The sequence below is a fragment of the Exiguobacterium sp. UBA6282 genome (genome assembly GCF_002440475.1).
GTDB lineage: Bacteria > Bacillota > Bacilli > Exiguobacteriales > Exiguobacteriaceae > Exiguobacterium_A.
Window position 1 is genome coordinate 1 of the sequence record NZ_DJUM01000010.1, and the last position, 23,164, is coordinate 23,164.

Annotated in this window: 24 protein-coding genes; 23 read left to right on the forward strand and 1 reads right to left on the reverse strand. The window is 47.9% G+C overall.

Going from position 1 to position 23,164, the window contains the following annotated elements; all coding sequences use genetic code 11:
• Positions 1-51: 51 nt before the first annotated feature.
• Genes B2751_RS02240 through rsmI form a run of 9 tightly spaced genes read left to right on the forward strand, consistent with a single transcriptional unit; the run spans position 52 to position 6,509 of the window.
• Entirely contained in the window at positions 52-1,470 is a 1,419-nt protein-coding gene (locus tag B2751_RS02240) for an aminotransferase class I/II-fold pyridoxal phosphate-dependent enzyme (RefSeq protein ID WP_290772518.1), read from the forward strand.
• Positions 1,467-2,105 carry a dTMP kinase gene (tmk, locus tag B2751_RS02245; RefSeq protein WP_035413201.1) on the forward strand — a complete coding sequence of 213 codons (639 nt, stop codon included), beginning with the start codon at positions 1,467-1,469 and terminating at the stop codon, positions 2,103-2,105. Before B2751_RS02240 ends, tmk begins: the two co-directional genes overlap by 4 nt.
• A complete protein-coding gene (locus tag B2751_RS02250; protein ID WP_023466519.1) occupies positions 2,102-2,431 on the forward strand; it encodes a cyclic-di-AMP receptor in 330 nt (109 codons plus the stop codon). Before tmk ends, B2751_RS02250 begins: the two co-directional genes overlap by 4 nt.
• The gene (locus tag B2751_RS02255; protein ID WP_035413204.1) at positions 2,431-3,423 is read left to right on the forward strand and encodes a DNA polymerase; all 993 of its coding nucleotides are present in this window, start codon (positions 2,431-2,433) and stop codon (positions 3,421-3,423) included. Before B2751_RS02250 ends, B2751_RS02255 begins: the two co-directional genes overlap by 1 nt.
• A 6-nt stretch (positions 3,424-3,429) precedes the next feature.
• The gene (locus tag B2751_RS02260) at positions 3,430-4,260 is read left to right on the forward strand and encodes a PSP1 domain-containing protein (RefSeq protein ID WP_029343044.1); all 831 of its coding nucleotides are present in this window, start codon (positions 3,430-3,432) and stop codon (positions 4,258-4,260) included.
• A gap of 8 nt (positions 4,261-4,268) precedes the next feature.
• Positions 4,269-4,619 (forward strand): DNA replication initiation control protein YabA, encoded by a 351-nt coding sequence (gene yabA, locus B2751_RS02265; RefSeq protein ID WP_119182633.1) that lies wholly within the window; start codon positions 4,269-4,271, stop codon positions 4,617-4,619.
• Positions 4,620-4,670: 51 nt separating this feature from the next.
• Entirely contained in the window at positions 4,671-5,408 is a 738-nt protein-coding gene (locus B2751_RS02270; protein WP_290772521.1) for a tRNA1(Val) (adenine(37)-N6)-methyltransferase, read from the forward strand.
• Positions 5,401-5,655 carry a GIY-YIG nuclease family protein gene (locus tag B2751_RS02275; RefSeq protein ID WP_035413209.1) on the forward strand — a complete coding sequence of 85 codons (255 nt, stop codon included), beginning with the start codon at positions 5,401-5,403 and terminating at the stop codon, positions 5,653-5,655. The genes B2751_RS02270 and B2751_RS02275 overlap by 8 nt, the downstream gene beginning before the upstream one ends.
• A complete protein-coding gene (rsmI, locus tag B2751_RS02280) occupies positions 5,652-6,509 on the forward strand; it encodes a 16S rRNA (cytidine(1402)-2'-O)-methyltransferase (protein WP_035413212.1) in 858 nt (285 codons plus the stop codon). The genes B2751_RS02275 and rsmI overlap by 4 nt, the downstream gene beginning before the upstream one ends.
• Before the next feature lie 35 nt (positions 6,510-6,544).
• On the opposite strand, the gene B2751_RS02285 is transcribed toward rsmI, so the two are convergent.
• Positions 6,545-6,841: an AbrB/MazE/SpoVT family DNA-binding domain-containing protein gene (locus B2751_RS02285; RefSeq protein WP_023466531.1), complete on the reverse strand. Its 297-nt coding sequence runs from the start codon at positions 6,839-6,841 to the stop codon at positions 6,545-6,547.
• Positions 6,842-7,165: 324 nt separating this feature from the next.
• On the opposite strand from B2751_RS02285, the gene metG reads away from it, so the two are divergent.
• The 14 genes from metG (at position 7,166) to B2751_RS02355 (ending at position 23,159) form a co-directional block, all read left to right on the forward strand.
• Positions 7,166-9,145 (forward strand): methionine--tRNA ligase, encoded by a 1,980-nt coding sequence (gene metG, locus B2751_RS02290; protein WP_255344378.1) that lies wholly within the window; start codon positions 7,166-7,168, stop codon positions 9,143-9,145.
• A gap of 60 nt (positions 9,146-9,205) precedes the next feature.
• Entirely contained in the window at positions 9,206-9,973 is a 768-nt protein-coding gene (locus tag B2751_RS02295) for a TatD family hydrolase (protein WP_035413217.1), read from the forward strand.
• On the forward strand, positions 9,970-11,241 hold the full coding sequence (locus B2751_RS02300; RefSeq protein ID WP_290772527.1) for a 3D domain-containing protein: 1,272 nt from the start codon (positions 9,970-9,972) through the stop codon (positions 11,239-11,241). Before B2751_RS02295 ends, B2751_RS02300 begins: the two co-directional genes overlap by 4 nt.
• A 66-nt stretch (positions 11,242-11,307) precedes the next feature.
• A complete protein-coding gene (gene rnmV / locus B2751_RS02305; RefSeq protein WP_035413223.1) occupies positions 11,308-11,865 on the forward strand; it encodes a ribonuclease M5 in 558 nt (185 codons plus the stop codon).
• Positions 11,862-12,740, forward strand: coding sequence for a 16S rRNA (adenine(1518)-N(6)/adenine(1519)-N(6))-dimethyltransferase RsmA (rsmA, locus tag B2751_RS02310; RefSeq protein WP_290772530.1), 879 nt, complete (start codon positions 11,862-11,864; stop codon positions 12,738-12,740). The genes rnmV and rsmA overlap by 4 nt, the downstream gene beginning before the upstream one ends.
• Before the next feature lie 84 nt (positions 12,741-12,824).
• Positions 12,825-13,064 carry a Veg family protein gene (locus B2751_RS02315; RefSeq protein ID WP_012368950.1) on the forward strand — a complete coding sequence of 80 codons (240 nt, stop codon included), beginning with the start codon at positions 12,825-12,827 and terminating at the stop codon, positions 13,062-13,064.
• Between the two features lie 95 nt (positions 13,065-13,159).
• On the forward strand, positions 13,160-14,020 hold the full coding sequence (ispE, locus tag B2751_RS02320) for a 4-(cytidine 5'-diphospho)-2-C-methyl-D-erythritol kinase (RefSeq protein WP_035413228.1): 861 nt from the start codon (positions 13,160-13,162) through the stop codon (positions 14,018-14,020).
• Between the two features lie 69 nt (positions 14,021-14,089).
• Positions 14,090-14,929 (forward strand): pur operon repressor, encoded by an 840-nt coding sequence (purR, locus tag B2751_RS02325; protein WP_023466544.1) that lies wholly within the window; start codon positions 14,090-14,092, stop codon positions 14,927-14,929.
• A 158-nt stretch (positions 14,930-15,087) separates the two neighbouring features.
• Entirely contained in the window at positions 15,088-15,399 is a 312-nt protein-coding gene (spoVG, locus tag B2751_RS02330) for a septation regulator SpoVG (RefSeq protein WP_290772535.1), read from the forward strand.
• A gap of 167 nt (positions 15,400-15,566) precedes the next feature.
• Complete coding sequence (glmU, locus tag B2751_RS02335) at positions 15,567-16,916, forward strand: bifunctional UDP-N-acetylglucosamine diphosphorylase/glucosamine-1-phosphate N-acetyltransferase GlmU (RefSeq protein WP_290772538.1); 1,350 nt, start codon at positions 15,567-15,569, stop codon at positions 16,914-16,916.
• A 55-nt stretch (positions 16,917-16,971) separates the two neighbouring features.
• Positions 16,972-17,928, forward strand: coding sequence for a ribose-phosphate diphosphokinase (locus B2751_RS02340; RefSeq protein ID WP_012368955.1), 957 nt, complete (start codon positions 16,972-16,974; stop codon positions 17,926-17,928).
• Between the two features lie 87 nt (positions 17,929-18,015).
• The gene (gene pth / locus B2751_RS02345) at positions 18,016-18,573 is read left to right on the forward strand and encodes an aminoacyl-tRNA hydrolase (protein WP_035413235.1); all 558 of its coding nucleotides are present in this window, start codon (positions 18,016-18,018) and stop codon (positions 18,571-18,573) included.
• A 57-nt stretch (positions 18,574-18,630) separates the two neighbouring features.
• Positions 18,631-22,146, forward strand: a complete 3,516-nt coding sequence (gene mfd, locus B2751_RS02350; RefSeq protein ID WP_035413238.1) for a transcription-repair coupling factor — start codon at positions 18,631-18,633, stop codon at positions 22,144-22,146.
• A complete protein-coding gene (locus B2751_RS02355) occupies positions 22,143-23,159 on the forward strand; it encodes an oligosaccharide flippase family protein (protein ID WP_290772543.1) in 1,017 nt (338 codons plus the stop codon). The genes mfd and B2751_RS02355 overlap by 4 nt, the downstream gene beginning before the upstream one ends.
• The last annotated feature ends 5 nt before the right edge of the window (positions 23,160-23,164 follow it).

Sequence of the window (23,164 nt, forward strand, 5' to 3'; positions counted from 1 at the left end):
TTGCAGGTCGGTCTTTTTGTGTAATCATTTTAAAGGAAAAGGAGTTTTTTCATGAAACACGAACTTCCTATTGTATATGCACTTCAACGTCACTTAGATCGAACGCCCATCTCATGGCATGTTCCTGGACATAAGAATGGGACTCTGACACCTCTTCCTGACTTTTTTAAATGGGACGTCACAGAATTACCTGGTCTAGATGATTTTTATCATCCGGAAGAGGCTATTGCAGACGCAATAGCTTTGCTTCAAAAAGTCTACGATGCAAAAGCGAGTCATTTCCTTGTGAATGGTTCGACTGTTGGGAACTGGGCGATGCTTGCAGCTGTAGCAACAAGAGGAGAGCGTGTTTATGTACAGCGTAATTCACATAAATCGGTATTTAATGCACTCGAATGGTTAGGAATCGAACCGATCTTTCTTGAACCAGATACCCATAAAGAAACGGGAATCAGTGGTCATGTTTCACGTGAAACATTAAAGGAAGCGTTTACGAAATATCCAGGAGGAGTTGGCGTGTTTATCACTTCACCGACATATTACGGAGAAGTGGCTGATATCACGTCACTCGTTCAGCTCACGACGTCGCACGGACTCCCTTTATTAGTGGATGAAGCACACGGTGCACACTTCGGTAAAGCATTTGGTGTTCGTTCTGCATTTGAATTAGGAGCAACCGCTGTTGTCCAGTCTGCCCATAAAACGCTTCCTGCACTGACGATGGGAGCATGGATGCACGAGCGATTTTCGGAAAAGATGAGAAGAAAGTTACAGCGAGCGCTCCAAGCGTTTCAAACCTCAAGTCCTTCGTATTTGTTACTGGCTTCATTAGACTATGCCCGTTCCTATCGTGAACAATGGACAGTTGAAGGTATGTCAGATATTCAGGTTAGTCACGATGCGTTTATCGAATCACTTCAACGGTTCGATCATATGACCGTCCTTCGCTTCGATGATTGGTCACGGATGACATTAACGTATGAGGGATATTCAGGAGATGCGTTGTTGCACGCGTTACGAGCTGTTCAACTCGATGCGGAATTTGCTCTAGGAGATCACGTCGTCTGTATTTTGCCACTTCGTCCGCTAGCAAAGTCTGAGCAGGATGACTGGGTTCATCGTGTCGAACGCGCCATTCAAATGATGAAATCAGAAGGAATTCCTTTGAAAAGGTATATCGAGCAACCAATTATGGGTAAAATACAGGTATCTGCTTTAGCTTGTTCTTATGAACAGTTAGAACAAGCAACAGGTACGTTCCGTCAGCTGGATGAGTGTATCGGTCATGTTTCACTCGAAACCATTATTCCGTACCCGCCAGGCATTCCATTGATCGTCAGAGGCGAACGCATTACGGCGGAACAGGTACTACGTTTACGACATTATCAAACCGTAGCCGTTCATTTGCAAGGGGGCGAACAATTGCAACAAGGAGCGTTACGCGTCATAGAGGAAGGGTTTGAAAGATGAAAGGTACGTTCATTACTGTCGAAGGACCGGATGGTGCCGGGAAAACGACACAACTACAATTGCTTAATGATGTGTTAAAAGAAAAGGGCTATAATGTCATGATGACCCGTGAGCCAGGTGGCACACGCGTTGGGAACGAAATTCGTTCATTGATTTTAAATCCTGATTTTGAAGAAATGAAAGAGATGACGGAAATTCTGCTGTATGCAGCGTCTCGTGCCCAGCATGTCGAAGAATTGATTCGACCGGCGTTAGAGGCAGGCACAATCATCTTATGTGACCGATTCGTTGATGCCTCACTTGCCTATCAAGGATATGGGCTTGGACATCCGATTGATCTCGTGCGTCATATTAATGATTCTGCAACAGGTGGATTAGCGCCAGACCGGACGTATTTATTTGATTTAACGGTAACGGATTCTAAAAAACGAATGATGGACCGGGGAGCACTTGATCGAATCGAGCAACGAGATGATGCGTTTCGTGCCCGTGTCTATGATGGTTTCAAACAGATTGCGGCATCGGACCCAGAACGGGTACAGATTGTACAAGCCAATCGATCGATTGAAGTGATTCATCAGGACTTAGTGGAAGATGTCATTACGTATTTAGAAGAAAAGGAGAGATTCTCATGAAAATGGTCATTACGATTGTTCAAGATAAAGACAGCTTACGTTTGGCGGAAGCGCTTGTCGAGCATGATTTCCGCGCAACGAAACTAGCAACGACAGGTGGTTTTCTTAAAGAGGGAAACACGACGTTCATGATTGGTGTACAGAGTGAGCGTCTCGATGATCTGTTAAGATTGATCAAAAAGAATTGTTCGAGTCGTGAACAGATGGTCTCTCCAATCTCACCAATGGGTGGTCATGCCGATTCTTATATCCCGTACCCTGTTGAAGTCCAGGTAGGCGGGGCAACGGTCTTCGTCTTGCCAATCGAAGGGTTTCACCAATTCTAATGCAGACGTTTCATGAACTGGAACAGACACAATCGGTCATTTCGACGATTCTTCAAAATTCGTTACGAAACGATCGAATCAATCACGCTTATATCTTCACTGGAGACTATGAGCCGCTTCTACTTGAAGCGGCTCACTTGTTCGCGAAAAGCCTTTTTTGTGAGACCCCGGTCGATGTAGAGCCGTGTGGTGTCTGTCGTAGCTGTCGGCGGATGGAAAGTGGTAACTTGGTCGATTATTATGAAATCGAACCAGATGGCGCGACCATCAAAAAAGAACAGATTCAACAATTGATGCATGATCTCTCACTCCGAGGACTTGAAGGCGATCGTCAGATTTATGTCATTACACAGTCCCATAAGATGACTCCCCAAGCAGCGAACAGTTTGCTGAAGTTCTTTGAGGAACCAGGAGAAGGAAAAGTGGCCTTATTGTTGACGAATCAACCTCAACTCCTTTTACCTACGATTCGATCGCGGGGACAGTTATTAAGTTTTCGTCCAGCGGATCGTCAAATGATTGGCGAGGTTTTATCTGAAAAAACGGGACGGGACCACGAGTTGACGCAACTGGCAGCGCGTGTCTATCCAAAAGTCGAGGATGCAGAAGAAGCATTACTCGAAGACTGGTTTGTAAATGCGCGAGCGTCAGTGTTACAATTGATGGAGGAATTAGCGAATCGTCCGGCTGATTTACCACTGTTCGTACAAGAGAAATGGATGGGACAATTCAAGAACCGTCAGGATGTCCGAATTGGCCTTGAACTCGTCACTTGTTTCTTCGAGGATGTCTTACGCCTGAAACTGAATCCGGCGTGGGAAGGTATGACCTATACGAATAGTAAACCCCAACTTGAACAGATGGGGTCCAAGAGCCAGACGACGATCACCCGCTGGTTACAAGCTGTGCTTGCCGCAGTCCGACGGGTCGAAGCGAATGTTAATCCCCAATTAACAGTTGAGCGTCTCATGTTTGACTTACAGAAAGGGTAGAGCGACATGCTAGAAGTAGTAGGCGTTCGCTTTAAAGAAGCGGGCAAAATTTATTATTTTGCACCTGGACAAGAGTCATTATCACGAGGACAAGCAGTCATCGTTGAGACGGTACGGGGCATTGAATATGGCGAAGTGGTCATCGCCGATAAACAAATGGACGAAGAAGATGTGGTGTTGCCACTGAAATCCATTCTTCGAATTGCTGACGATAAAGATGCAATGATCGTCCGCGAAAATAAAGTCGCAGCGCTTGATGCGCATGCGGTATGTGTCGAAAAAATCCGTGAACATAAACTCGATATGAAATTGGTCGATGTCGAGTACACGTTTGACCGCAATAAGGTCATCTTCTACTTCACGGCAGAAGGACGTGTTGACTTCCGTGAGCTTGTCAAAGATTTAGCGGCTGTTTTCCGGACACGCATCGAACTCCGTCAAATCGGTGTTCGAGATGAAGCGAAGTTACTTGGAGGCATTGGTCCATGTGGTCGTGTCTTATGTTGTTCATCTTTCCTTGGCGAGTTCGAACCGGTCTCGATCAAGATGGCAAAAGATCAAAACCTGTCGTTGAATCCGACGAAGATTTCAGGGGTGTGTGGTCGTTTAATGTGCTGTCTAAAATATGAGAACGATACGTATGAAGAGATGCGCCGTGACTTGCCGGACTATGGAAAACGTTTGACGGTACCTGAAGGCGAAGGACGCGTCGTTGGCTTGAACATCCTCGATCAAGTCGTTCAAATTGAACTGAAGGATCGTTCCCGCGTCTTGACGTATTCGATGGAAGAACTATTATCCGTTGGTGCCGTAAAACCAAAACGACCAAAAGAATAACGGGGTGCATACGCGTGGAGAGAGTCGATAAAAAAGAAATCATTACGCGTGTCGATGCGATTGAGCAACAGATTCATTTGCTGACTGAGCATCTGAGCGTGTTAAAGGATCAGCTGGCTTACATGATGGAAGAGAACCAACATCTGTATCTGGAGAATCATCATCTTCGGGAAAAAGTCGAACGCGATGAACAACAGCCGGTCACGGAAGCGGAAGAAGCGGAAGCAGGCGTTGGTGCGGGCTATGACAATCTCGGACGATTGTACCAGGAAGGGTTCCACATCTGTAACTTGCATTATGGACAAGTGCGAAAAGACGGCGATTGTCTCTTCTGCTTATCCATGTTAACGAAACATTGAGAGGCTGACTTCTACATGAGTCAGTCTTTTTTTCGGAAAGGAAGGCACGGCATGTTTGAACTATTACCAGACGAACGACTTGATTATCTCTTAGGACAAGAAGGGAAAATCATTCAAAGTCCATCCGTCTTCTCCTATTCACTCGATGCGGCATTGCTCGCACGATTTGCATGGGTTCCAATTCGACAGGGGCGGATTGCCGATCTTTGCTCTGGGAACGGTGCGATCCCACTCTTTTTATCCTACCGGACGAAAGGGCAGATCACGGGTCTTGAAATTCAGCCGCGACTAGCGGAGATGGCGCGACGTAGCATTAACTTGAATGAACTGAACGACCAGATTGAGATAATTGATGGTGACGTCAAAGAGGCGGGGGCACGTCTTGGATACGGCATCTATGATGCTGTCACCTGTAATCCGCCTTATTTTTTAGCCAACGAGACATCAAACCAAAACCAAAGTGAACATTATACGATCGCAAGGCATGAAGTCCTCTGTACACTTGAAGACTGTATTCGTGGTGCATCTGATTTGTTAAAACAAGGCGGAAAGGCAGCGTTCGTCCATCGACCGGAACGACTGCTCGATATCGTCACTTTGATGCGAACATACCGCTTGGAACCGAAACGGATGCAGTTGATTTATCCGAAGGCAGGGAAGGAAGCGAACATGCTTTTGATCGAGGGGATCAAGGATGCAAAACCTGGACTGAAGGTTCTTTCCCCGTTCATCGTCTATGAAGCGGACAACTCGTATGCGGCTCAGATGAAGGAACTGTTCGATGTCTGAGCATGCAGTCTATATCGTTCGTTGCCAAGATGATACGTATTATACGGGTTACGCAGTAGACGTCACGCAACGCATCGCAACACATAATGCAGGCAAGGGGGCGAAGTATACACGTGCCCGTCTGCCGGTCGTCCTCGTTCATGAGGAAATTTTCGCGACAAAATCAGAAGCGATGAAGCGGGAATACGCGATTAAACAATTGACACGTTCACAGAAAGAGCGTTTGATTCAAGGAGGAACCTCATGAAAGCGACAAGTAGCTATCAACAGCAAGGAGTCGGTCTCTATATCGTCCCGACACCAATCGGCAATTTAGAAGACATGACGTATCGAGCTGTCCGGATCTTACAGGAATCTGATATCGTCGCAGCAGAAGATACCCGGCAGACGATGAAACTGTTTCGGCATTTTTCGATTGAGACGAAGCTGGTCAGTTACCACGAACACAATAAACAAACAAGTGGCGAACGACTACTCGCTGATTTAGAGGCGGGAAAGCAAATTGCCCTCGTCTCCGACGCCGGGATGCCCGGTATTTCGGACCCGGGAAGCGATTTGATCCGCCAAGCGATCGCAGCAGATATTCCTGTCATCGTTCTTCCGGGTGCGAACGCTGCATTGACAGCCCTTGTCGCGTCCGGTCTGTCGACAGAACGCTTTTTGTATTATGGTTTTTTGCCACGAAAGAAAAAAGAACGCCGCGAAGCGTTAGAGCAATTGAAATACGAATCAGGAACACTCATCTTTTATGAAGCACCGCATCGATTGAAAGAGATGTTGCAAGGGATCGAAGAAGTACTTGGTGATCGCCAGGTGACGTTAGCCCGAGAACTAACGAAACGGTATGAAGAGTATATTCGTGGAAGTGTGAGTGAATTACGCGCTTGGGCAGCAGAAGACGTTCGAGGTGAGTTCGTCGTCCTTGTCGAAGGATCAAACGAAGAACGACCGGATGCCGTCATTCAAGACAGTGATCCGCTCGAGCAAATCCGTCGGTATATCGAAGAGGGCGAAAAGCCGAATGCAGCGTTGAAGCGTGTCGCAAAAGAACGAGGACTGGATCGTCAGGAACTGTACCTCGCGTTTCACGAAGCAGATTAAAAAAAGAAGCCCCGTTAAGGAGCTTCCTTTTTTGTTTATTCGTTGCTTGCGTAATGACGATCGAGGAAATCTTTTAATTCAACGAGAACGCGTTGTGCGCCATCTGGTGAAAGAATCAATTTACCATCAGCCAATTTGAAGTTATCTTCTGATACTTCACCTGTCACTTGGCAAGTCATGTTTGGTTTATATTTTTTAAGGATGATCTGTTCGTTGTCGACATAGATCTCGAGGGCATCCTTTTCTGCGATTTGAAGTGTACGGCGTAATTCGATTGGAATTACGACACGACCGAGCTCGTCTACTTTACGTACAATACCTGTTGATTTCATTTTGTTGTTCCTCCTTTGATGTCATGGATCTCTTTTTCTTTTGAAAAATCGTCAAAATTCGACATCGTTTCTATAGAATGTAGAATACTAGACTTTCCAAAAGTAGTCAACCAATCTGAATAGCTTGAAATCAAAATGTCATTTATTTCTCAAAAAACCCATATTTGAAACGATTTATTAATATATTTTCCCTTTTTAAAGGAAATGAAACTATAGAGTGTGTTTTTTTGTAATTTGATGTCTGATGTCAAAAAATGTTTCGATTCGACAAAAAGTGAATTTCGACATCAGTCCCGTAACAGCGTATAATAGCCTATAATGAAGATGGAAATAAGAGAACGGAGGAATAACATGGCAAAGACATTTTATATCACGACCCCGATTTATTATCCAAGTGCAAAACTACATATCGGTCACGCGTATACGACGGTGGCTGGAGATGCAATGGCACGGTACAAACGACTTCAAGGATTCGACGTCCGGTATTTGACAGGTAGCGATGAGCACGGTCAAAAGATCCAGGAAAAAGCAGCAGAAGCAGGTATCTCGGAACAGGCATTCGTCGATGGTGTCGTCGAGCAGATTAAAGTCTTATGGGATCGTCTCGACATCTCGTACGATGATTATATCCGGACGACAGAACCACGTCACAAGAAAGTCGTCGAAAAAGTGTTCGAGACACTTCTTGAATCAGGCGATATCTACCTAGGTGAATACGAAGGTTGGTATTCGATTCCGGATGAGACGTACTATACGGAATCACAACTCGTCGACGGAAAGAGCCCCGATAGTGGACACCCAGTCGAACTCGTTCGCGAAGAATGTTACTTCTTCCGGATCAGCAAGTACGCGGACCGTCTGCTTGAGTACTTTGAAGCGAATCCGTCATTTATCTTGCCAGAATCACGTAAACACGAAATGATCAATAACTTCATTAAACCGGGTCTCCAAGACTTAGCGGTCTCACGGACGACATTCAACTGGGGTGTACAAGTCCCATCGAATCCGAAGCACGTCGTCTACGTCTGGATCGATGCGTTGACGAACTATATCTCGTCACTCGGTTATGGTACGGACGATCATGGTAATTTCGATAAGTACTGGCCAGCAGATGTTCATCTCGTCGGAAAAGAAATCGTTCGTTTCCACACGATCATTTGGCCGGCACTCTTGATGGCACTTGATCTCCCATTACCGAAGAAAGTCTTCGCACACGGTTGGTTGTTGATGAAAGACGGAAAAATGTCGAAATCAAAAGGGAACGTCGTTGATCCGATCCCATTGACGGATCGTTACGGTCTTGACGCCCTTCGTTATTACTTGTTACGCGAAGTTCCATTCGGTTCAGATGGTATGTTCACACCTGAAGCATTCGTTGAGCGGATGAACTACGATTTAGCAAACGACCTTGGGAACTTACTCAACCGAACGATCGCGATGGTCACGAAATACTTTGACGGTGAGATCCCAGCCTATACAGGCAATGTGACACCGTTTGATGCGACACTCTCGGATCTTGCAAAAGAAACGGTCACGAAAGTCGAAGCATCGATGGAACACATGGAATTCTCTGTCGTGCTATCGAACATTTGGCAATTAATCAGCCGTGCCAATAAATACATCGATGAGACACAACCGTGGGTTCTTGCAAAAGACGAATCCAAAACGGCGGAACTCGGTTCGGTCATGGTGCATCTCGTCGGTGTCTTACGTCACGTGGCGATCATGTTGCAACCGTTCATGACGCGTTCACCAAAAGAGATCTTCGCGCAACTTGGTCTCTCCGGACAAGCGATGGACTGGGCAGCGCTCGAGAAATTCGCAGACATCACACCAGGAACAAAAGTTGGTACAGCGACACCGATTTTCCCACGTCTCGATGTCAAAGAAGAGGTCGAAGCAATCGTCGACATGATGCATCAAGCTTCTGCAGCACGTGTGGAGGAAGAGGAAGTCGAAGAGGCTGATGAAGACATTCGTCCGGAAACGACGATCGATGTCTTTGATCAGATCGAGTTACGTGTCGGTGAAGTCGTGACGGCTGAAAAGATCAAGAAGGCGAAAAAACTACTGAAGTTACAAGTCGATATGGGCAAAGAAACACGCCAAATCGTCTCTGGTATCGCGCAGTGGTATGAGCCGGAAGATTTAGTCGGACGTAAGGTCATCGTCGTAGCGAACTTAAAACCGGTCACGTTACGTGGCGAACTCTCCCAAGGAATGGTCCTTGCTGCTGAGAAAGCAGGAAAACTTGAACTCGCGACGGTCCCATCAACGATGGCAAACGGCGCAAGCGTAAAATAAAACCGATGCCTGTGGACTTCATGTCACAGGCATTTTTTTAAAGAAGGAGTCGAATAAGATATGTTAATCGATACACACACACACTTGAATGCAGACCAATTCGCGGAAGACGTTCATGAAACGATCGAGCGGGCACGTGCAAACGGCGTTTCACCGATGATCGTCGTCGGATTTGATCATAAGACAATCGACCGCGCGATGGAACTCGTCGAAGCGTACGATGATCTTTATGCGGTCATCGGATGGCATCCCGTCGACTCGATTGATTTTGATGAGGAAGCCTATCAAAAGGTCGAACGATTGATGGATCATGAAAAAGTCGTTGCGCTTGGAGAAATCGGACTCGACTACCACTGGGATACGTCACCGAAAGACGTCCAACAGGAAGCTTTCCGCAAACAGATCCGTCTCGCGAAGCAGAAGAAAAAACCGATCGTCATCCATAACCGGGAAGCGACAGAAGATACGTTACGAATCCTCGAAGAAGAGGATGCAAAAGAAGTCGGTGGTATTTTGCATAGCTACAGTATGAGTGCTGAATTGTTACCGCGTTGCCTAGCGATGAACTTCTATATTTCACTTGGTGGACCTGTTACGTTCAAAAACGCGAAAATGCCAAAACGTGTTGCACAGGAAGTACCGCTCGATCGTTTACTCGTTGAGACGGACTGTCCGTATCTGACACCAACACCACACCGCGGTAAACGCAACGAGCCGGCTTACGTTCGGTTCGTCGCTGAAGAAATTGCGCAGCTCCGTGGCATGATGTATGCCGATGTGGAAGCAGCAACAACGGAAAATGCAAAACGGGTCTTCCGTTTGCCATGATGCGTTCGTTGACGTTCATTACAATCGGGTGCAGCCTGCTACTTGCGGCTGCACTCGTCTATGGGATGATGGATCATCCACGAACCGTGACTGTTTTGATTGATGGACAAGAGCAACAGGTGAAGACAATGGCTGATTCCGTTTATGGCGTTCTCAAAGAAGCCGGTATTACGACGCGTGACAATGATGTGATTGAACCGGCTCTTAGTGCCGACCTGCCGAAAAAACGATTAATCGTCATTCAGCGGGCAAAAGAAATCACATTGATCATGGGCTACGGTGAGTCCCGTCGCGTCCGGACGCAGGCGCGTCAAGTAAAGGATCTACTTGCAGAGCGCGGTATCAAGAAAGCCGACACGGATGATATCTATCCGTCTTCTGACGCTGTATTGACGAGTGGTATGACGGTGCGGTACCGCGAAGCTTTTCCCGTTGATCTCGTCGTCGGGGGAAAAGCCCGACAACTCTACACGTATGAAACGACGGTCCGCGAATTGTTAGAACGGGAAGGAATCCGTCTTCAAAAGGAAGATCGGGTCGCTCCAAATCCCGATACCCGCGTGACGGAAGGGACGTTGATTACGGTCAACACGACACGTCGTGCGACGTTGACACAGGATCAACTCGTTCCGTTTGAGATCGAAGAAGTCGAGGATCCGACCTTACCGGAAGGCGAGCAACTGGTGACGACATCAGGTCGTCCGGGTGTCCGAACGAAAAAGTATCAATTGACGTTAGCTGACGGTCTTAGTAAAGAGAAAAAACTGATTAATGACCAAGTGACACGGACGCCGATCAAACAAGTCGTCAAAGTCGGGACAAAACCGATTGAGACACCAATCGAAGCGCCCGTCTTCAACGAAAAACAAGCGACCAATCCGCTAACTGAAACACCGAAAGCCGATGCGGATCTTGATTTTGAGAGTGCGAAGAGCTTGATGGTCGAAGCGACGGCGTATACGAACGACCCAGCTTCGAATGGCAGTCGTTTGTACAATGGTCGTGCCTTGACAGCGACCGGGTATGACGTGACCGATACGATCACCTATCAAGGTTTGCCGATCATCGCGGTTGATCCGAAGGTCATTCCGCTTGGCACGAAGGTCTACGTCGAAGGGGTTGGTCTTGCGATCGCTCTCGATACAGGTGGTGCCATTAAAGGCAATAAGATTGATATTTTAGTCGATGGTGAACAAAAAGCAAAGACGTTCGGTCGAAAACAACTGCAAGTCTGGGTCATTCCTAGTGCAACGGAAGCGGACACGTGACGCTTCCTTGTTTTTTTTGTGGAAACAGGTACAATTACGAGAGTGTTTGAAGAAGGTGGAGAGATCATGCGGAAACGCTTAAAAGAAGTCATCGTCGTCGAAGGACGAGATGATACGACACGATTACAAGAAGTCTTTGATGTCGATACAATTGAAACGAACGGTTCAGCCGTTAATGAACAGACGATGCAACGCATTGAGAAGGCCCTCGAACGACGCGGTGTCATCATTTTCACGGATCCTGATTTTCCAGGAGATCGTATCCGTGCCCGAATCAATGAACGTGTACCAGGCTGTAAACATGCCTATCTTCCGCGTGCTCAAGCAAAAGATAAGCGCGGTAAAATTGGTGTTGAACATGCCTCACCTGCCGCAATCGAAGAGGCGCTCGCTGCTGTCTATGAGACGGAAGAAGCACCGGTTGCCGAAGTGACACGTGAGATGATTTTGGCAGCTGATTTGATTGGTGGACCAGCAGCCTCGATCCGTCGTCGTCGTCTCGGTCAGATTCTTGCGATTGGTGAACCGAATGCAAAACAACTCGTCAAACGTGTCGCATCAATCCGGATCACGCTGGCGGAATGGGAAGCAGCGTTGAAACAACTAGAGGAGGAAGAAGTTTGAAAGACATTGCTACATTGCACCGGACGAAAGAAATTTTAGCGAAACATGGCTTTTCGTTTAAAAAATCGTTAGGGCAAAACTTTTTAATCGATTTAAATGTATTAGGAAACATCGTCGGAGCAGCTGGATTAACGCCTGAGAGTGGTGTACTCGAGATCGGACCAGGAATCGGCTCATTGACGGAACAATCGGCGAAACAGGCGAAAAAAGTCGTTGCTCTTGAAATCGATCAACGATTGTTACCGATTCTTGATGATACACTTGCACCATATCCCCATACGAAGGTCATTCACGGTGATGCTCTTGAACTCGATCTTTCGACGATCGTTGCTGAAGAGTTCACGCAAGAAGGCATCACCGACATTGCCGTCGTCGCGAACCTCCCGTATTATGTCACGACACCGATTATCATGCGGATCCTTGAAGCGAAAGCACCGTTTCGGACGCTCGTCATGATGATTCAAAAGGAAGTCGCTGAACGAATCGGTGCAAAACCAGGCACGAAAGCATATGGATCTCTATCGATCGCGATTCAATACTATGCGGAAGCTGAAGTCTGCTTCACGGTCCCAAAACAAGTCTTCATTCCAGCACCAAACGTCGATTCAGCAGTCATCCGCTTGAACATTCGAAAAGAGCCGGCGGTACAGACACAGGATGAGGCACTCTTCTTTGAAATCGTCCGAGCAAGTTTTGCACAACGTCGGAAAACGATTCTAAACAACTTGACGACACACTTCGGGAAAACGGAAAAAGCGGCGGTCGAAGCGGCATTGTTAGAAGCTGGAATCGAACCACGTCGTCGCGGAGAAACGCTCAGCCTGCAGGAATTCGCACAGTTAGCGGATGCACTTTTGCCAATTAAAAAACGTTGACGGATACGAGTAGAACAGATATAATATTTCCCCTTTCTAATATTTATTTAATATGCTATAATAAATATTAGTGAGGTGAAGCGTATGCCAAAGACGTTGAACGAAATCAGACATGTTTTCGAAACACATGTTGGTGAAAGACTGACGCTAAAAGCAAGCGGCGGTCGTAAAAAGGTCGTAACCCGAATCGGAACGCTCGTTGAGACGTATCCTTCGGTGTTTGTAGTCAAGCTAGACGCAGAGCGCCACAATGTCGAGCGAGTTTCTTATAGCTACGCCGACGTGCTAACAGACTCCGTACAAATCGAATTTGCGAATTCGTAAACTTACCTTCCGAAGCGGACAAAATGTTCGCTTCTTTTTTTGTGGAAAGGTTGATACAATTCCTACAGGAAACGAACTAGAGGAGGAACGGCACGATGACGATTATTGTAAAGGCTCCGGCCAAGATCAACCTAGTCCTGGATGCGACGGCAAAGCGCCCGGACGGCTATCACGATGTACATATGGTGATGACGACAGTCGATTTGGCAGACCGTCTAGAATTGACGGAGCTGCCGTCAGGAGAAATTCGAATGAATGCCCAGCATGCTTACGTTCCGAACGACGAACGTAATCTTGCTTATAAAGCAGCAGCGATCTTAAAAGAAAAATACGACGTCAAGACAGGAGTAGAGATCTTCTTAGAGAAACACATTCCAGTTGCAGCCGGACTCGCTGGTGGATCCAGTGACGCGGCAGCGACGTTACGCGGATTAAATGAGTTGTGGCAACTCGGTTTGACGCTTGAAGAGTTGGCGGAAGTCGGCGCAGCAGTGGGCTCTGACGTCCCGTTTTGTGTCATGGGTGGAACAGCGATTGCAACGGGTCGCGGAGAGAAGCTAGAAAAACTTGTCTCACCACCCCCATGCTGGGTTGTTCTTGCTAAACCGACGATCGGTGTTTCAACAGCTGACGTCTATGGTGCCCTCGACTTGAACACGGCAAAACGTCCGAACGTCGAAGCAATGATTGATGCGGTGAAGGCGCAAGATTTCCAAGCCATCTGCCAATCACTCGGTAATGTTCTCGAAGCGGTCACGTTGCCGATGCACCCAGAAGTCGAGCAAATCAAGGAATTCATGGCAAGTTGTGGCGCAGAAGGCGTCTTGATGAGCGGAAGTGGTCCGACGGTCTTTGCTCTAACGGAGCATGAAAATCGGGCACAACGTCTCTATAATGGATTACGCGGCTTTTGTAACGAAGTCTACGTCGTTCGTCTTTTAGGCGAAAACCATTGATAATATCCGTATGAAAATGATATATTCACTATTGAATATTCGGAATTACGGAGAGGTGGAACGAAACAAATGAAAATTCGGAGAAGTGGTCGATTGGTCGACATGACGCGGTACTTGCTTGACCATCCCCATCATCTCGTCTCATTGACGATTTTTGCAGAACGTTATAAATCGGCGAAATCGTCGATCAGTGAAGATTTAGATATCGTCAGCGAGATGTTAGAACATGAGGGAACAGGTCGTCTCGTTACAGTACCAGGTGCTGCGGGTGGCGTCATGTTCATTCCGACGTGGAGCAGTAAGAAGGCGTTACCGTTCATCGATGATCTATGTGAACGTGTCGCTCGTCCAGACCGACTGTTACCGGGGGGATACCTTTATTTGACGGACTTACTTGGAGATCCGAAGATGGTCAAACAAATGGGACAAGTGTTTGCATCTGTCTTTAGCCAAAAGAAAGTCGATGTCGTCATGACGATCGCAACGAAGGGGATTCCACTTGCTTATGCAGTCGCTGAGCAACTTGGTGTACCGTTCGTCATCGTGCGTTCAGATAGTCGTGTTACGGAAGGATCAACAGTCAGCATCAACTATGTCTCGGGTTCTTCAAAAGCGATCCGGACGATGGCACTCGCGCGTCGAAGTTTACCACGTGGAGCGAATGTCTTATTGATTGATGACTTCATGAAAGCTGGCGGAACGATTCGCGGAATGATGAGTCTCTTAAGCGAGTTTGAAGCAAAGGTCGCAGGTGTTGGTGTTTTGATCGAGGCAGAGGGTGCTGAGAAGAAGATGGTCAACGAATACGTCAGCTTAATGAAATTAGCGGACGTCGACGTCGACCTTGGTCAAATCCAAGTTAAGCGTGGAAACGTCGACCACTATTTCTCGGAAGCTGAGACTACCTGAAATTGACAGCCGCATGGATTGTAACTATACTGTAATTATCAAACTTTTGGAAATTATGCGTAAAAAGATTGGGAAAGACTAAACCTTTGTTTGTTTTAAGCCGTAAGTAGAAGTAGACAACGAAGAGTTGTGACAACGGTTAAAGGGGTGCGGACAAAATGAACGTTACGGACGTTAAAATTCGTCGCGTCGTAGCAGAGGGTCGAATGAAAGCACTTGCCTCTATTACGCTCGACCACGAATTCGTGGTACATGATTTGCGTGTCATCGAAGGGAACAGTGGTCTCTTCGTCGCCATGCCAAGCAAACGAACGCAAGAAGGTATCTTCCGGGATGTCGCTCATCCAATCAATGCATTAATGCGAAAAAAGGTCGAAGATTCAGTACTCGAAGCCTATGCGGCACGTGAGGATCAAGAAGAAGGCGTCTGTTACGAAGTCTCTTCTGCCCAAACGGCAGATCAAGCATAAGAAAAAGACAGGTTTTCTCTTCTTGGGAAAACCTGTCTTTTTTCTCGTTTTTTCATCGATTCCGCTTCGTCCCATCATTGAATAACGATGCTATTTTCGTTATAGTTGGAACGAGTGTACTATTTCAGAACGAAATCAACACTAATTTACGTGGAGGAGCGACAAGGATGAATCATTTCGCGGTAATTCTAGCAGCGGGTAAAGGAACTCGGATGAAATCGAAGCTTTACAAAGTACTTCACCCAGTCGCTGGGAAACCTATGGTACAGCACGTCGTCGATCAATTAGCGACGCTCGGCGTCAAGCGACAGGTCGTCATCGTCGGTCACGGTGCGGAATCCGTCAAAGAAGTGCTTGGCACATCGGTGGAATACGCACTTCAAAGTGAGCAGCTTGGCACAGGACATGCTGTTCAAATGGCAGAACCCGTACTCGGGAACGAACAGGGAGCAACGCTCGTCGTCTGTGGCGATACACCACTCTTGACGAGTGACACACTGGCTTCATTGTTACAACATCATGCGGAGACAAACGCAAAAGTGACCGTCTTGACGGCACTCGCTGACGATCCGACAGGTTACGGACGTATCGTTCGTAGCGGAGACGGAAACGTCTCGAAAATCGTCGAGCATAAGGATGCGAATGCAGAAGAGCTCGCGATTCGTGAAATCAATACCGGTACGTATGTATTCGATAATGAGATGTTGTTCGCGACGCTGAAGCAGGTTAAGAACGATAATGCGCAAGGTGAGTATTACTTACCAGACGTGATTGAGATTGCAAAGGCAGCAGGCGAGACGATCGCAGCGTATGCGGCACCTACGTTCGAAGAGACGATCGGTGTCAATGACCGCGTCGCACTTGCACAAGCAGAAACATCGATGCGCAAGCGAACGAATGAGTACTGGATGCGTCAAGGTGTCACGTTCGTTGATCCGTCTTCGACGTACATCGGACCAGACGTCACGATTGGTTCAGATACTGTTCTCTATCCTGGTACGCAGTTGCTCGGTCAGACGGTCATTGGTTCAGAATGTACGATTGGTCCGAACTCGGATATCCGTAACAGTGAAGTGGCAGATGGCGCCATTGTTCGTCAATCCGTCGTCACGGATAGCAAGATTGGTCCAGCGGCACAAGTCGGTCCATTTGCGCATTTACGTCAGCAAGCGGTTCTCGGTGCGAACACACGCGTCGGAAACTTCGTTGAGATCAAGAAATCAACATTTGGCGAAGGTAGCAAATCAGCCCACTTGAGCTATGTCGGAGATGCAACAATCGGAGCGAACGTCAACCTCGGTTGTGGATCGATCACGGTCAACTATGATGGAAAAAATAAATTTCAGACGATCATTGAGGACGATGCCTTCATCGGCTGTAACGTCAACTTGATTGCACCGGTCACGGTCGGCAAGAATGCCCTTGTTGCTGCCGGATCAACCGTCACGGATGATGTGCCGGAAAACGGTCTCGCGATCGCACGGGAACGTCAAACGACGAAACCCGATTATCGTTAATTCATTACTTGTCGCTCTACTCGTCTAAACCCAAACAAATGGAGGCCACCTACACATGTCTACTGTCTTAGAACATGAAATTCGTATTTTCGCACTCAACTCGAACAAACCACTGGCAGAGGAAATCGCTAAAGTCATCGGAATCCCGGTGAGCGAAAGTTCAGTCAAACACTTCAGTGATGGCGAAATTTCGATGAACATCGAAGAAAGTGTCCGGGGGGATGATATTTACATCATTCAATCGACAAGCCAACCAGTCAACGAAAACCTGATGGAACTTCTCATCATGATCGATGCACTGAAACGGGCGTCTGCACGGACGATCAACGTCGTCATTCCGTATTACGGTTATGCGCGTCAAGATCGCAAAGCACGTTCACGTGAGCCAATCACGGCGAAACTCGTTGCGAACTTGCTTGAAGTAGCAGGGGCGACACGCGTCGTGACGATGGATCTCCATGCAGCACAAATCCAAGGGTTCTTCGATATTCCAGTAGATCAATTGATGGGTGTACCGCTTCTCGCTTCATATTTCGAGAAAAAGAACATCGATCCAAACGAACTCGTCATCGTTTCTCCAGACCATGGCGGTGTCACACGGGCACGTAAATTAGCAGAACAATTAAAAGCACCAATCGCGATCATCGACAAACGCCGTCCGAAACCGAACGTCGCAGAAGTCATGAACATCGTTGGTCAAGTCGATGGCAAGATTGCCATCATCATCGATGACATCATCGATACAGCGGGTACGATCACACTTGCAGCGAACGCTTTGATCGAAAACGGAGCGAAACAAGTCTATGCATGTTGTACACACCCTGTTCTTTCAGGTCCGGCAATGGAGCGAATTGAGAACTCAGCGATCGAAGAACTCGTCGTCTTGAACACGATCGATTTAACACAACGCGAATGTGCAAGCAAAATCAAACAAATCTCTGTGGCACGCTTGCTTGCAGAAGCAATCATCCGTGTACACGAACAGAAATCAATCAGCCCGCTCTTCAGCTGATTGCTTATGCATACGAACGATGTGGTCCGGTTTATTGAAATCGGACCCTTGTTCGTTTACTTTTTTAAACAGAAATGAGGAATCGATATGAAATGTATCGTCGGATTAGGGAATCCTGGCGCGAAGTATGCGAATACGCGCCACAACATCGGTTTTCTTGCGATCGATGCCTTAGCGGAGAAACACGGGATCACGCTTTCAGAATCGAAGTTTAAAGCCCTCTTCGGAACGGGAATGATAAACGGAGAACGTGTCGTGCTCGTCAAGCCATTGACGTATATGAATTTATCAGGTGAAGCGGTGCGACCGTTACTTGATTTCTACAAGATCGCGGTCGAGGATGTGCTCGTCATCTATGATGATCTGGATTTACCACTTGAGAAATTGCGCTTGCGTTCGAAAGGCAGTGCAGGCGGTCATAACGGCGTCAAGTCGTTGATCCAGCACCTCGGTACGCAGGAAATCAAGCGTCTTAAACTCGGTGTTGGTCGACCACCGGCACCAATCCAAGTCATCGACTGGGTGTTAATGAATTTTTCGAAGGCGGAACAAGGAAGTCTGCAACACGTACTCAATGCGTCTGTCGATGTAGCGACGGACTTTATAGACACACCGTTTCTCGCTTTGATGAATCGGTATAACTGAACGCAACGCTTTGGGGGTTCCAAAGCGTTTTTGCTGTCGTGTTTTAGGAGGAAGAAGATGAAACAATTACAAGAACTCTTACTAGCGATTCCTGAAATCAAGACGGTTCGGGAACGCTTCCGGGACGGTGTCAACGCTCAGTTGATTACTGGTCTGATGAATAGTGGAAAGGCATTGTTCGTCGCCGGGATTTATCAGGAGACGAAACGTCGATTCGTACTCGTGACACATAATATGTTCCAAGCGCAAAAGTTGTACGATGATTTGATTGAACTCGTGCCGGAAGAAGACGTCATGCTCTATCCGGTTGATGAGACATTAGCCGCGGAACTTTCTTACGGGGCGAGTCCGGAACTGCGAGCAACGCGGATCGAAACTCGTCACCGTTTATTGACGACGGACGACGGGATCCTAATCATTCCGCTCGTTGGCTTACGCCGATATGTTCCGGGTGCAGAGACGTTCTTGTCGCACGTCAAACAGGTGAAGCCAGGCGATATCTTGTCGATTCCAGACTTCGTCCAGGATTTAGTTGATGCGGGGTACGAGCGGACAGCGACCGTGACGACACCAGGTGAGTTTGCCGTTCGCGGGAGTATCATCGATATTTATCCGCTCACGGTTGAACGCCCGTACCGGCTCGATCTATTCGATGAGGAAATCGACTCGATCTATACATTCGATGCGGAGACCCAACGTTCGCTCGGTGTTGTCGCAGAAGCATGTTTGATGCCAGCAGCCGAACACTTCGCGACCAAGGATCAGTTAAAGGAGGCTGGCGAAAAAGTCCGTCGTCTTTATGAGGCGACGAAAGAGCGCGTCCAAAGTACGGAAGTCCTCGCGGCACTCGAAGAGGGGATCGCTTACGACGTTGAGTTGTTAGAAAACGGCGATCGTCCGAAACAGTTCGCGAAGTATGCACCAATCCTCTACACGTCGACGTTACGTCAAGACGTGACGGGCAGCGTCTTGATCGTCGATGAAGTCGCGCGGGTCGAAGAAGCGGCAGAAGTCCAGGATGCAGAGGAAGCAGAATGGATGGCGTCGCTCATTGAACGCGGACAAAGCGTCAGTGATTACGTCCTGTCCGTTCCGATGACACATGTCTTTGAAGGACAACCATTGTTGTACCTCTCGCTCCTTCCGACTCGTCGGAGCGGTGTACCGGAGAGTGCGGCAATCCATTTCAGCATCAAACCGATTGCACCGTTCCATGGTCAGATGGAACGCCTGAAGCAAGAAGTCGAGCGATATCGTCGTGCTGACATGTGGATGGTCTTCTTAGCGAGTAACCGAGAACGTGCCGAGCGGATGCGCCAGACGTTATCCGATTATGGGGTTGAAGCCTCGATCGTAACGAAAGAAGGTATCACTCGTGGTCAACCAGCGATCCTGATTGGCGGAATCCATGGTGGATTCGAGATGACGAATGCGCGTCTCGTCGTCATCACAGAAGAAGAAGTCTTCAAGCAACCGGCGCGTCGCCGGAAGCAGACGACGAAGCTGACGAACGCTGAACGGATCAAGAGTTACCAAGAATTGAAGACAGGTGATTACGTCGTTCATATTCATCATGGAATTGGGCGGTACCATGGCATCAAGACGATTGATGTAGCCGGTAATCATCAGGATTATCTCCATCTCGTCTACGCAGGAGAGGACTCGTTGTATGTTCCTGTCGATCAGATCGACTTGATTCAAAAGTACGTCGGGGCTGAAGGGAAAGAGCCGAAAATCTATAAACTCGGTGGAACGGAATGGAAAAAGGTCAAAGCGAAGGTTCAAAAATCGGTCGAGGATATCGCTGATGAATTGATCAAGCTCTATGCGGCTCGTGAAGCTGCCGTCGGTTTTGCTTTCCCAGAGGATGACGATAACATGCAAGCGTTCGAGGCTTCCTTCCCATATGAGGAAACGGTCGATCAATTGCGATCAATTGCCGAGATCAAGAAAGATATGGAACGTCCGCGTCCGATGGATCGTCTATTATGTGGCGACGTCGGGTACGGGAAAACGGAAGTGGCGATTCGTGCAGCCTTTAAAGCAGTCATGTCTGGAAAACAAGTGGCATTGCTCGTACCGACGACCGTCCTTGCGCAACAACACTACGAAACAATGCTTGAACGATTCAGTGAATGGCCGATTCGTGTGTCGGTCATGAGCCGGTTCCGTTCGCCAGCAGAATTAAAGGCAACGAAACAAGGGTTAAAAGAGGGAACAATCGATGTCGTTGTCGGGACACACCGTGTGCTGTCGAAAGACGTCCAATTCGCTGATATCGGATTGTTGATCATTGATGAAGAGCAACGATTCGGTGTTAAACACAAAGAACGTCTGAAACAGTTGAAGACAAACGTCGATGTCTTGACGTTGACAGCGACACCGATTCCGCGGACATTGCACATGTCGATGATCGGAATCCGTGATCTCTCTGTCCTTGAGACACCACCGGAAAACCGTTATCCGGTCCAGACATACGTCATGGAATACGACGGAATCGTCATGCGGGAAGCACTCGAACGGGAACTCGGACGTGGTGGACAAGCATTCTTCCTCTACAACCGTGTCGAGGGCATCGAGCGAAAGGCAGAAGAGATTCGCGCCCTCGTACCGGAAGCACGAATTGTCACGGCTCACGGTCGAATGACGGAAACCGAACTCGAAAGTCAGCTAATCGCCTTCTTCGAAGGAGATGCCGACGTCCTTGTCAGTACGACGATCATTGAGACGGGGATTGATATCCCGAACGTCAATACGTTGATCGTTCATGACGCCGATCAAATGGGCTTATCACAGCTTTATCAATTACGTGGTCGTGTCGGTCGTTCAAGTCGCGTCGCCTACTCGTACTTTACGTACCGTCCGCAAAAACGATTGACGGAAGTGGCAGAAAGTCGTCTGCAGGCGATCAAGGAGTTCACGGAGCTCGGTAGCGGTTTTAAAATCGCAATGCGTGACCTGTCGATTCGCGGTGCCGGGAACTTACTCGGTTCGCAACAATCTGGATTCATCGATTCTGTTGGTTTCGATCTCTATTCGCAGATGCTTGCAGAAGCAGTCGAGGAGCGGAAAGAACGGATGAAAGGTAAAAAACGCATCCAGAAATTCGTTCCTGAGTTCACATTCAGCCTTGATGCCTATATTCCATCGCACTACATGACAGACTCCGAGCTGAAAATCGAGTTCTACAAACGTTTGAAATATGTTGATACCGTCGATAGTCTCGAACAACTCGAAACGGAAATGCTTGAACGATTCGGTGAGTTTCCGGATGAGGTCGCGCGTTTGATCCAGTTGACGCGAATGCGCATTTTCGCTGAACGGGCGCGTGTCGAGCGTGTTAAACAAACCGATCCGAAAATTGAGATCGTCTTATCGCTCCAATCGACACAACAACTCGATGTGGCGGACTTCGTTAAATGGACTGTTCCACTGGGACGTGGTCTTGGAATGGGACAACAAGAGGAGAAACTCGTCTTAACCCTCAACCGCAACAAACAGTCGACGCAACAGATGACGATGCAGGCAGAACAATTATTGGCGGAACTTGATCGCCGGCTCGTCGGACGATGAATAGACGAACGATTGCGCAAGGCGCAGCACTGCTTGCGATCTCTAGTTATATCTCAAAATTGCTCAGCTTCTTTTACCGGATTCCGTATCAGAACCTCGCTGGTGATTTCGGATTGTACGTCTATCAGACCGTCTATCCATTATTTGCGATTGCGGCAGCGCTCGGCATTTATGCGCTGCCTGTCATCGTGGCGAAGTTGACGCTTCACCACCCGGATGAGAAACGAGAAGTTCTCTGGTCGATTTTTTATGTCTTACTTGCCATGACCGTCTTTTTCGGTCTGCTCGGATGGTGGATCGCCCCGACGCTCGCTGGGTGGTTCGGGGATGCAAAACTGGTTGTGCCCCTGCGTGCGGTAACATGTACGTTTTATTTACTACCCGTGATTGCTGTTCTACGAGGAATGTTCCAAGCAGATCTTGAGATGCGACCGACGGCTGTATCCCAAGTCTCTGAAAATGCCGTCCGTGTCGGACTATTGTTGCTCGTGACGTATATCGGTGTCTCGATGCAGGCGGACCCCTACTGGATTGGTGCGAGCGCTCATTTAACGGCGATTGGCGGCAGCATCGTTTCGTTATTCGTCCTGTTACGCTTTGCGAAAGGGAAAATCGGTCGTCCGGTATTTTCGAGTATTCATATAAGACGTGTCGGAAAAGTGCTGGTGACAAGCGGTGTAGCAGTTAGTATCGCGTCACTTGCCTTGTTGCTGATGCAATTGATTGATGGATTAACGTTCGTCAATCTACTTGGCAATACGACGGAAACAAAAATCGAAAAAGGAATACTCGACCGTGGGTATCCGTTACTGCAATTCGCGATTCTGTTTGCGACGTCGATGAGCCTTGCAAGTGTGCCAGCCTTGTCGACTGCATACCGGAAACACGATCCACAGATGATGCGTCAACAACTCGAGACATTACTCCGTTCCGGTTTATTGATTGCAGCTGCAGCGACGATCGGGCTAATGGGTGTGATGCGTCCGCTCAATATTGCGTTANNATCAAAATGATCAAG

Bases quoted from the DNA above. Each gene is read 5' to 3' on its own strand.
- B2751_RS02255 (WP_035413204.1), top strand. From the start codon at position 2,431: ATGCAGACGTTTCATGAACTGGAACAGACACAATCGGTCATTTCGACG.
- tmk (WP_035413201.1), top strand. From the start codon at position 1,467: ATGAAAGGTACGTTCATTACTGTCGAAGGACCGGATGGTGCCGGGAAA.
- B2751_RS02295 (WP_035413217.1), top strand. From the start codon at position 9,206: ATGTTAATCGATACACACACACACTTGAATGCAGACCAATTCGCGGAA.
- glmU (WP_290772538.1), top strand. From the start codon at position 15,567: ATGAATCATTTCGCGGTAATTCTAGCAGCGGGTAAAGGAACTCGGATG.
- B2751_RS02285 (WP_023466531.1), bottom strand. From the start codon at position 6,841: ATGAAATCAACAGGTATTGTACGTAAAGTAGACGAGCTCGGTCGTGTC.
- rnmV (WP_035413223.1), top strand. From the start codon at position 11,308: ATGCGGAAACGCTTAAAAGAAGTCATCGTCGTCGAAGGACGAGATGAT.
- B2751_RS02340 (WP_012368955.1), top strand. From the start codon at position 16,972: ATGTCTACTGTCTTAGAACATGAAATTCGTATTTTCGCACTCAACTCG.
- B2751_RS02250 (WP_023466519.1), top strand. From the start codon at position 2,102: ATGAAAATGGTCATTACGATTGTTCAAGATAAAGACAGCTTACGTTTG.
- mfd (WP_035413238.1), top strand. From the start codon at position 18,631: ATGAAACAATTACAAGAACTCTTACTAGCGATTCCTGAAATCAAGACG.
- B2751_RS02275 (WP_035413209.1), top strand. From the start codon at position 5,401: ATGTCTGAGCATGCAGTCTATATCGTTCGTTGCCAAGATGATACGTAT.
- B2751_RS02315 (WP_012368950.1), top strand. From the start codon at position 12,825: ATGCCAAAGACGTTGAACGAAATCAGACATGTTTTCGAAACACATGTT.
- pth (WP_035413235.1), top strand. From the start codon at position 18,016: ATGAAATGTATCGTCGGATTAGGGAATCCTGGCGCGAAGTATGCGAAT.
- B2751_RS02270 (WP_290772521.1), top strand. From the start codon at position 4,671: ATGTTTGAACTATTACCAGACGAACGACTTGATTATCTCTTAGGACAA.
- spoVG (WP_290772535.1), top strand. From the start codon at position 15,088: ATGAACGTTACGGACGTTAAAATTCGTCGCGTCGTAGCAGAGGGTCGA.
- B2751_RS02240 (WP_290772518.1), top strand. From the start codon at position 52: ATGAAACACGAACTTCCTATTGTATATGCACTTCAACGTCACTTAGAT.
- ispE (WP_035413228.1), top strand. From the start codon at position 13,160: ATGACGATTATTGTAAAGGCTCCGGCCAAGATCAACCTAGTCCTGGAT.
- B2751_RS02300 (WP_290772527.1), top strand. From the start codon at position 9,970: ATGATGCGTTCGTTGACGTTCATTACAATCGGGTGCAGCCTGCTACTT.
- purR (WP_023466544.1), top strand. From the start codon at position 14,090: ATGAAAATTCGGAGAAGTGGTCGATTGGTCGACATGACGCGGTACTTG.
- rsmI (WP_035413212.1), top strand. From the start codon at position 5,652: ATGAAAGCGACAAGTAGCTATCAACAGCAAGGAGTCGGTCTCTATATC.
- B2751_RS02260 (WP_029343044.1), top strand. From the start codon at position 3,430: ATGCTAGAAGTAGTAGGCGTTCGCTTTAAAGAAGCGGGCAAAATTTAT.
- metG (WP_255344378.1), top strand. From the start codon at position 7,166: ATGGAAATAAGAGAACGGAGGAATAACATGGCAAAGACATTTTATATC.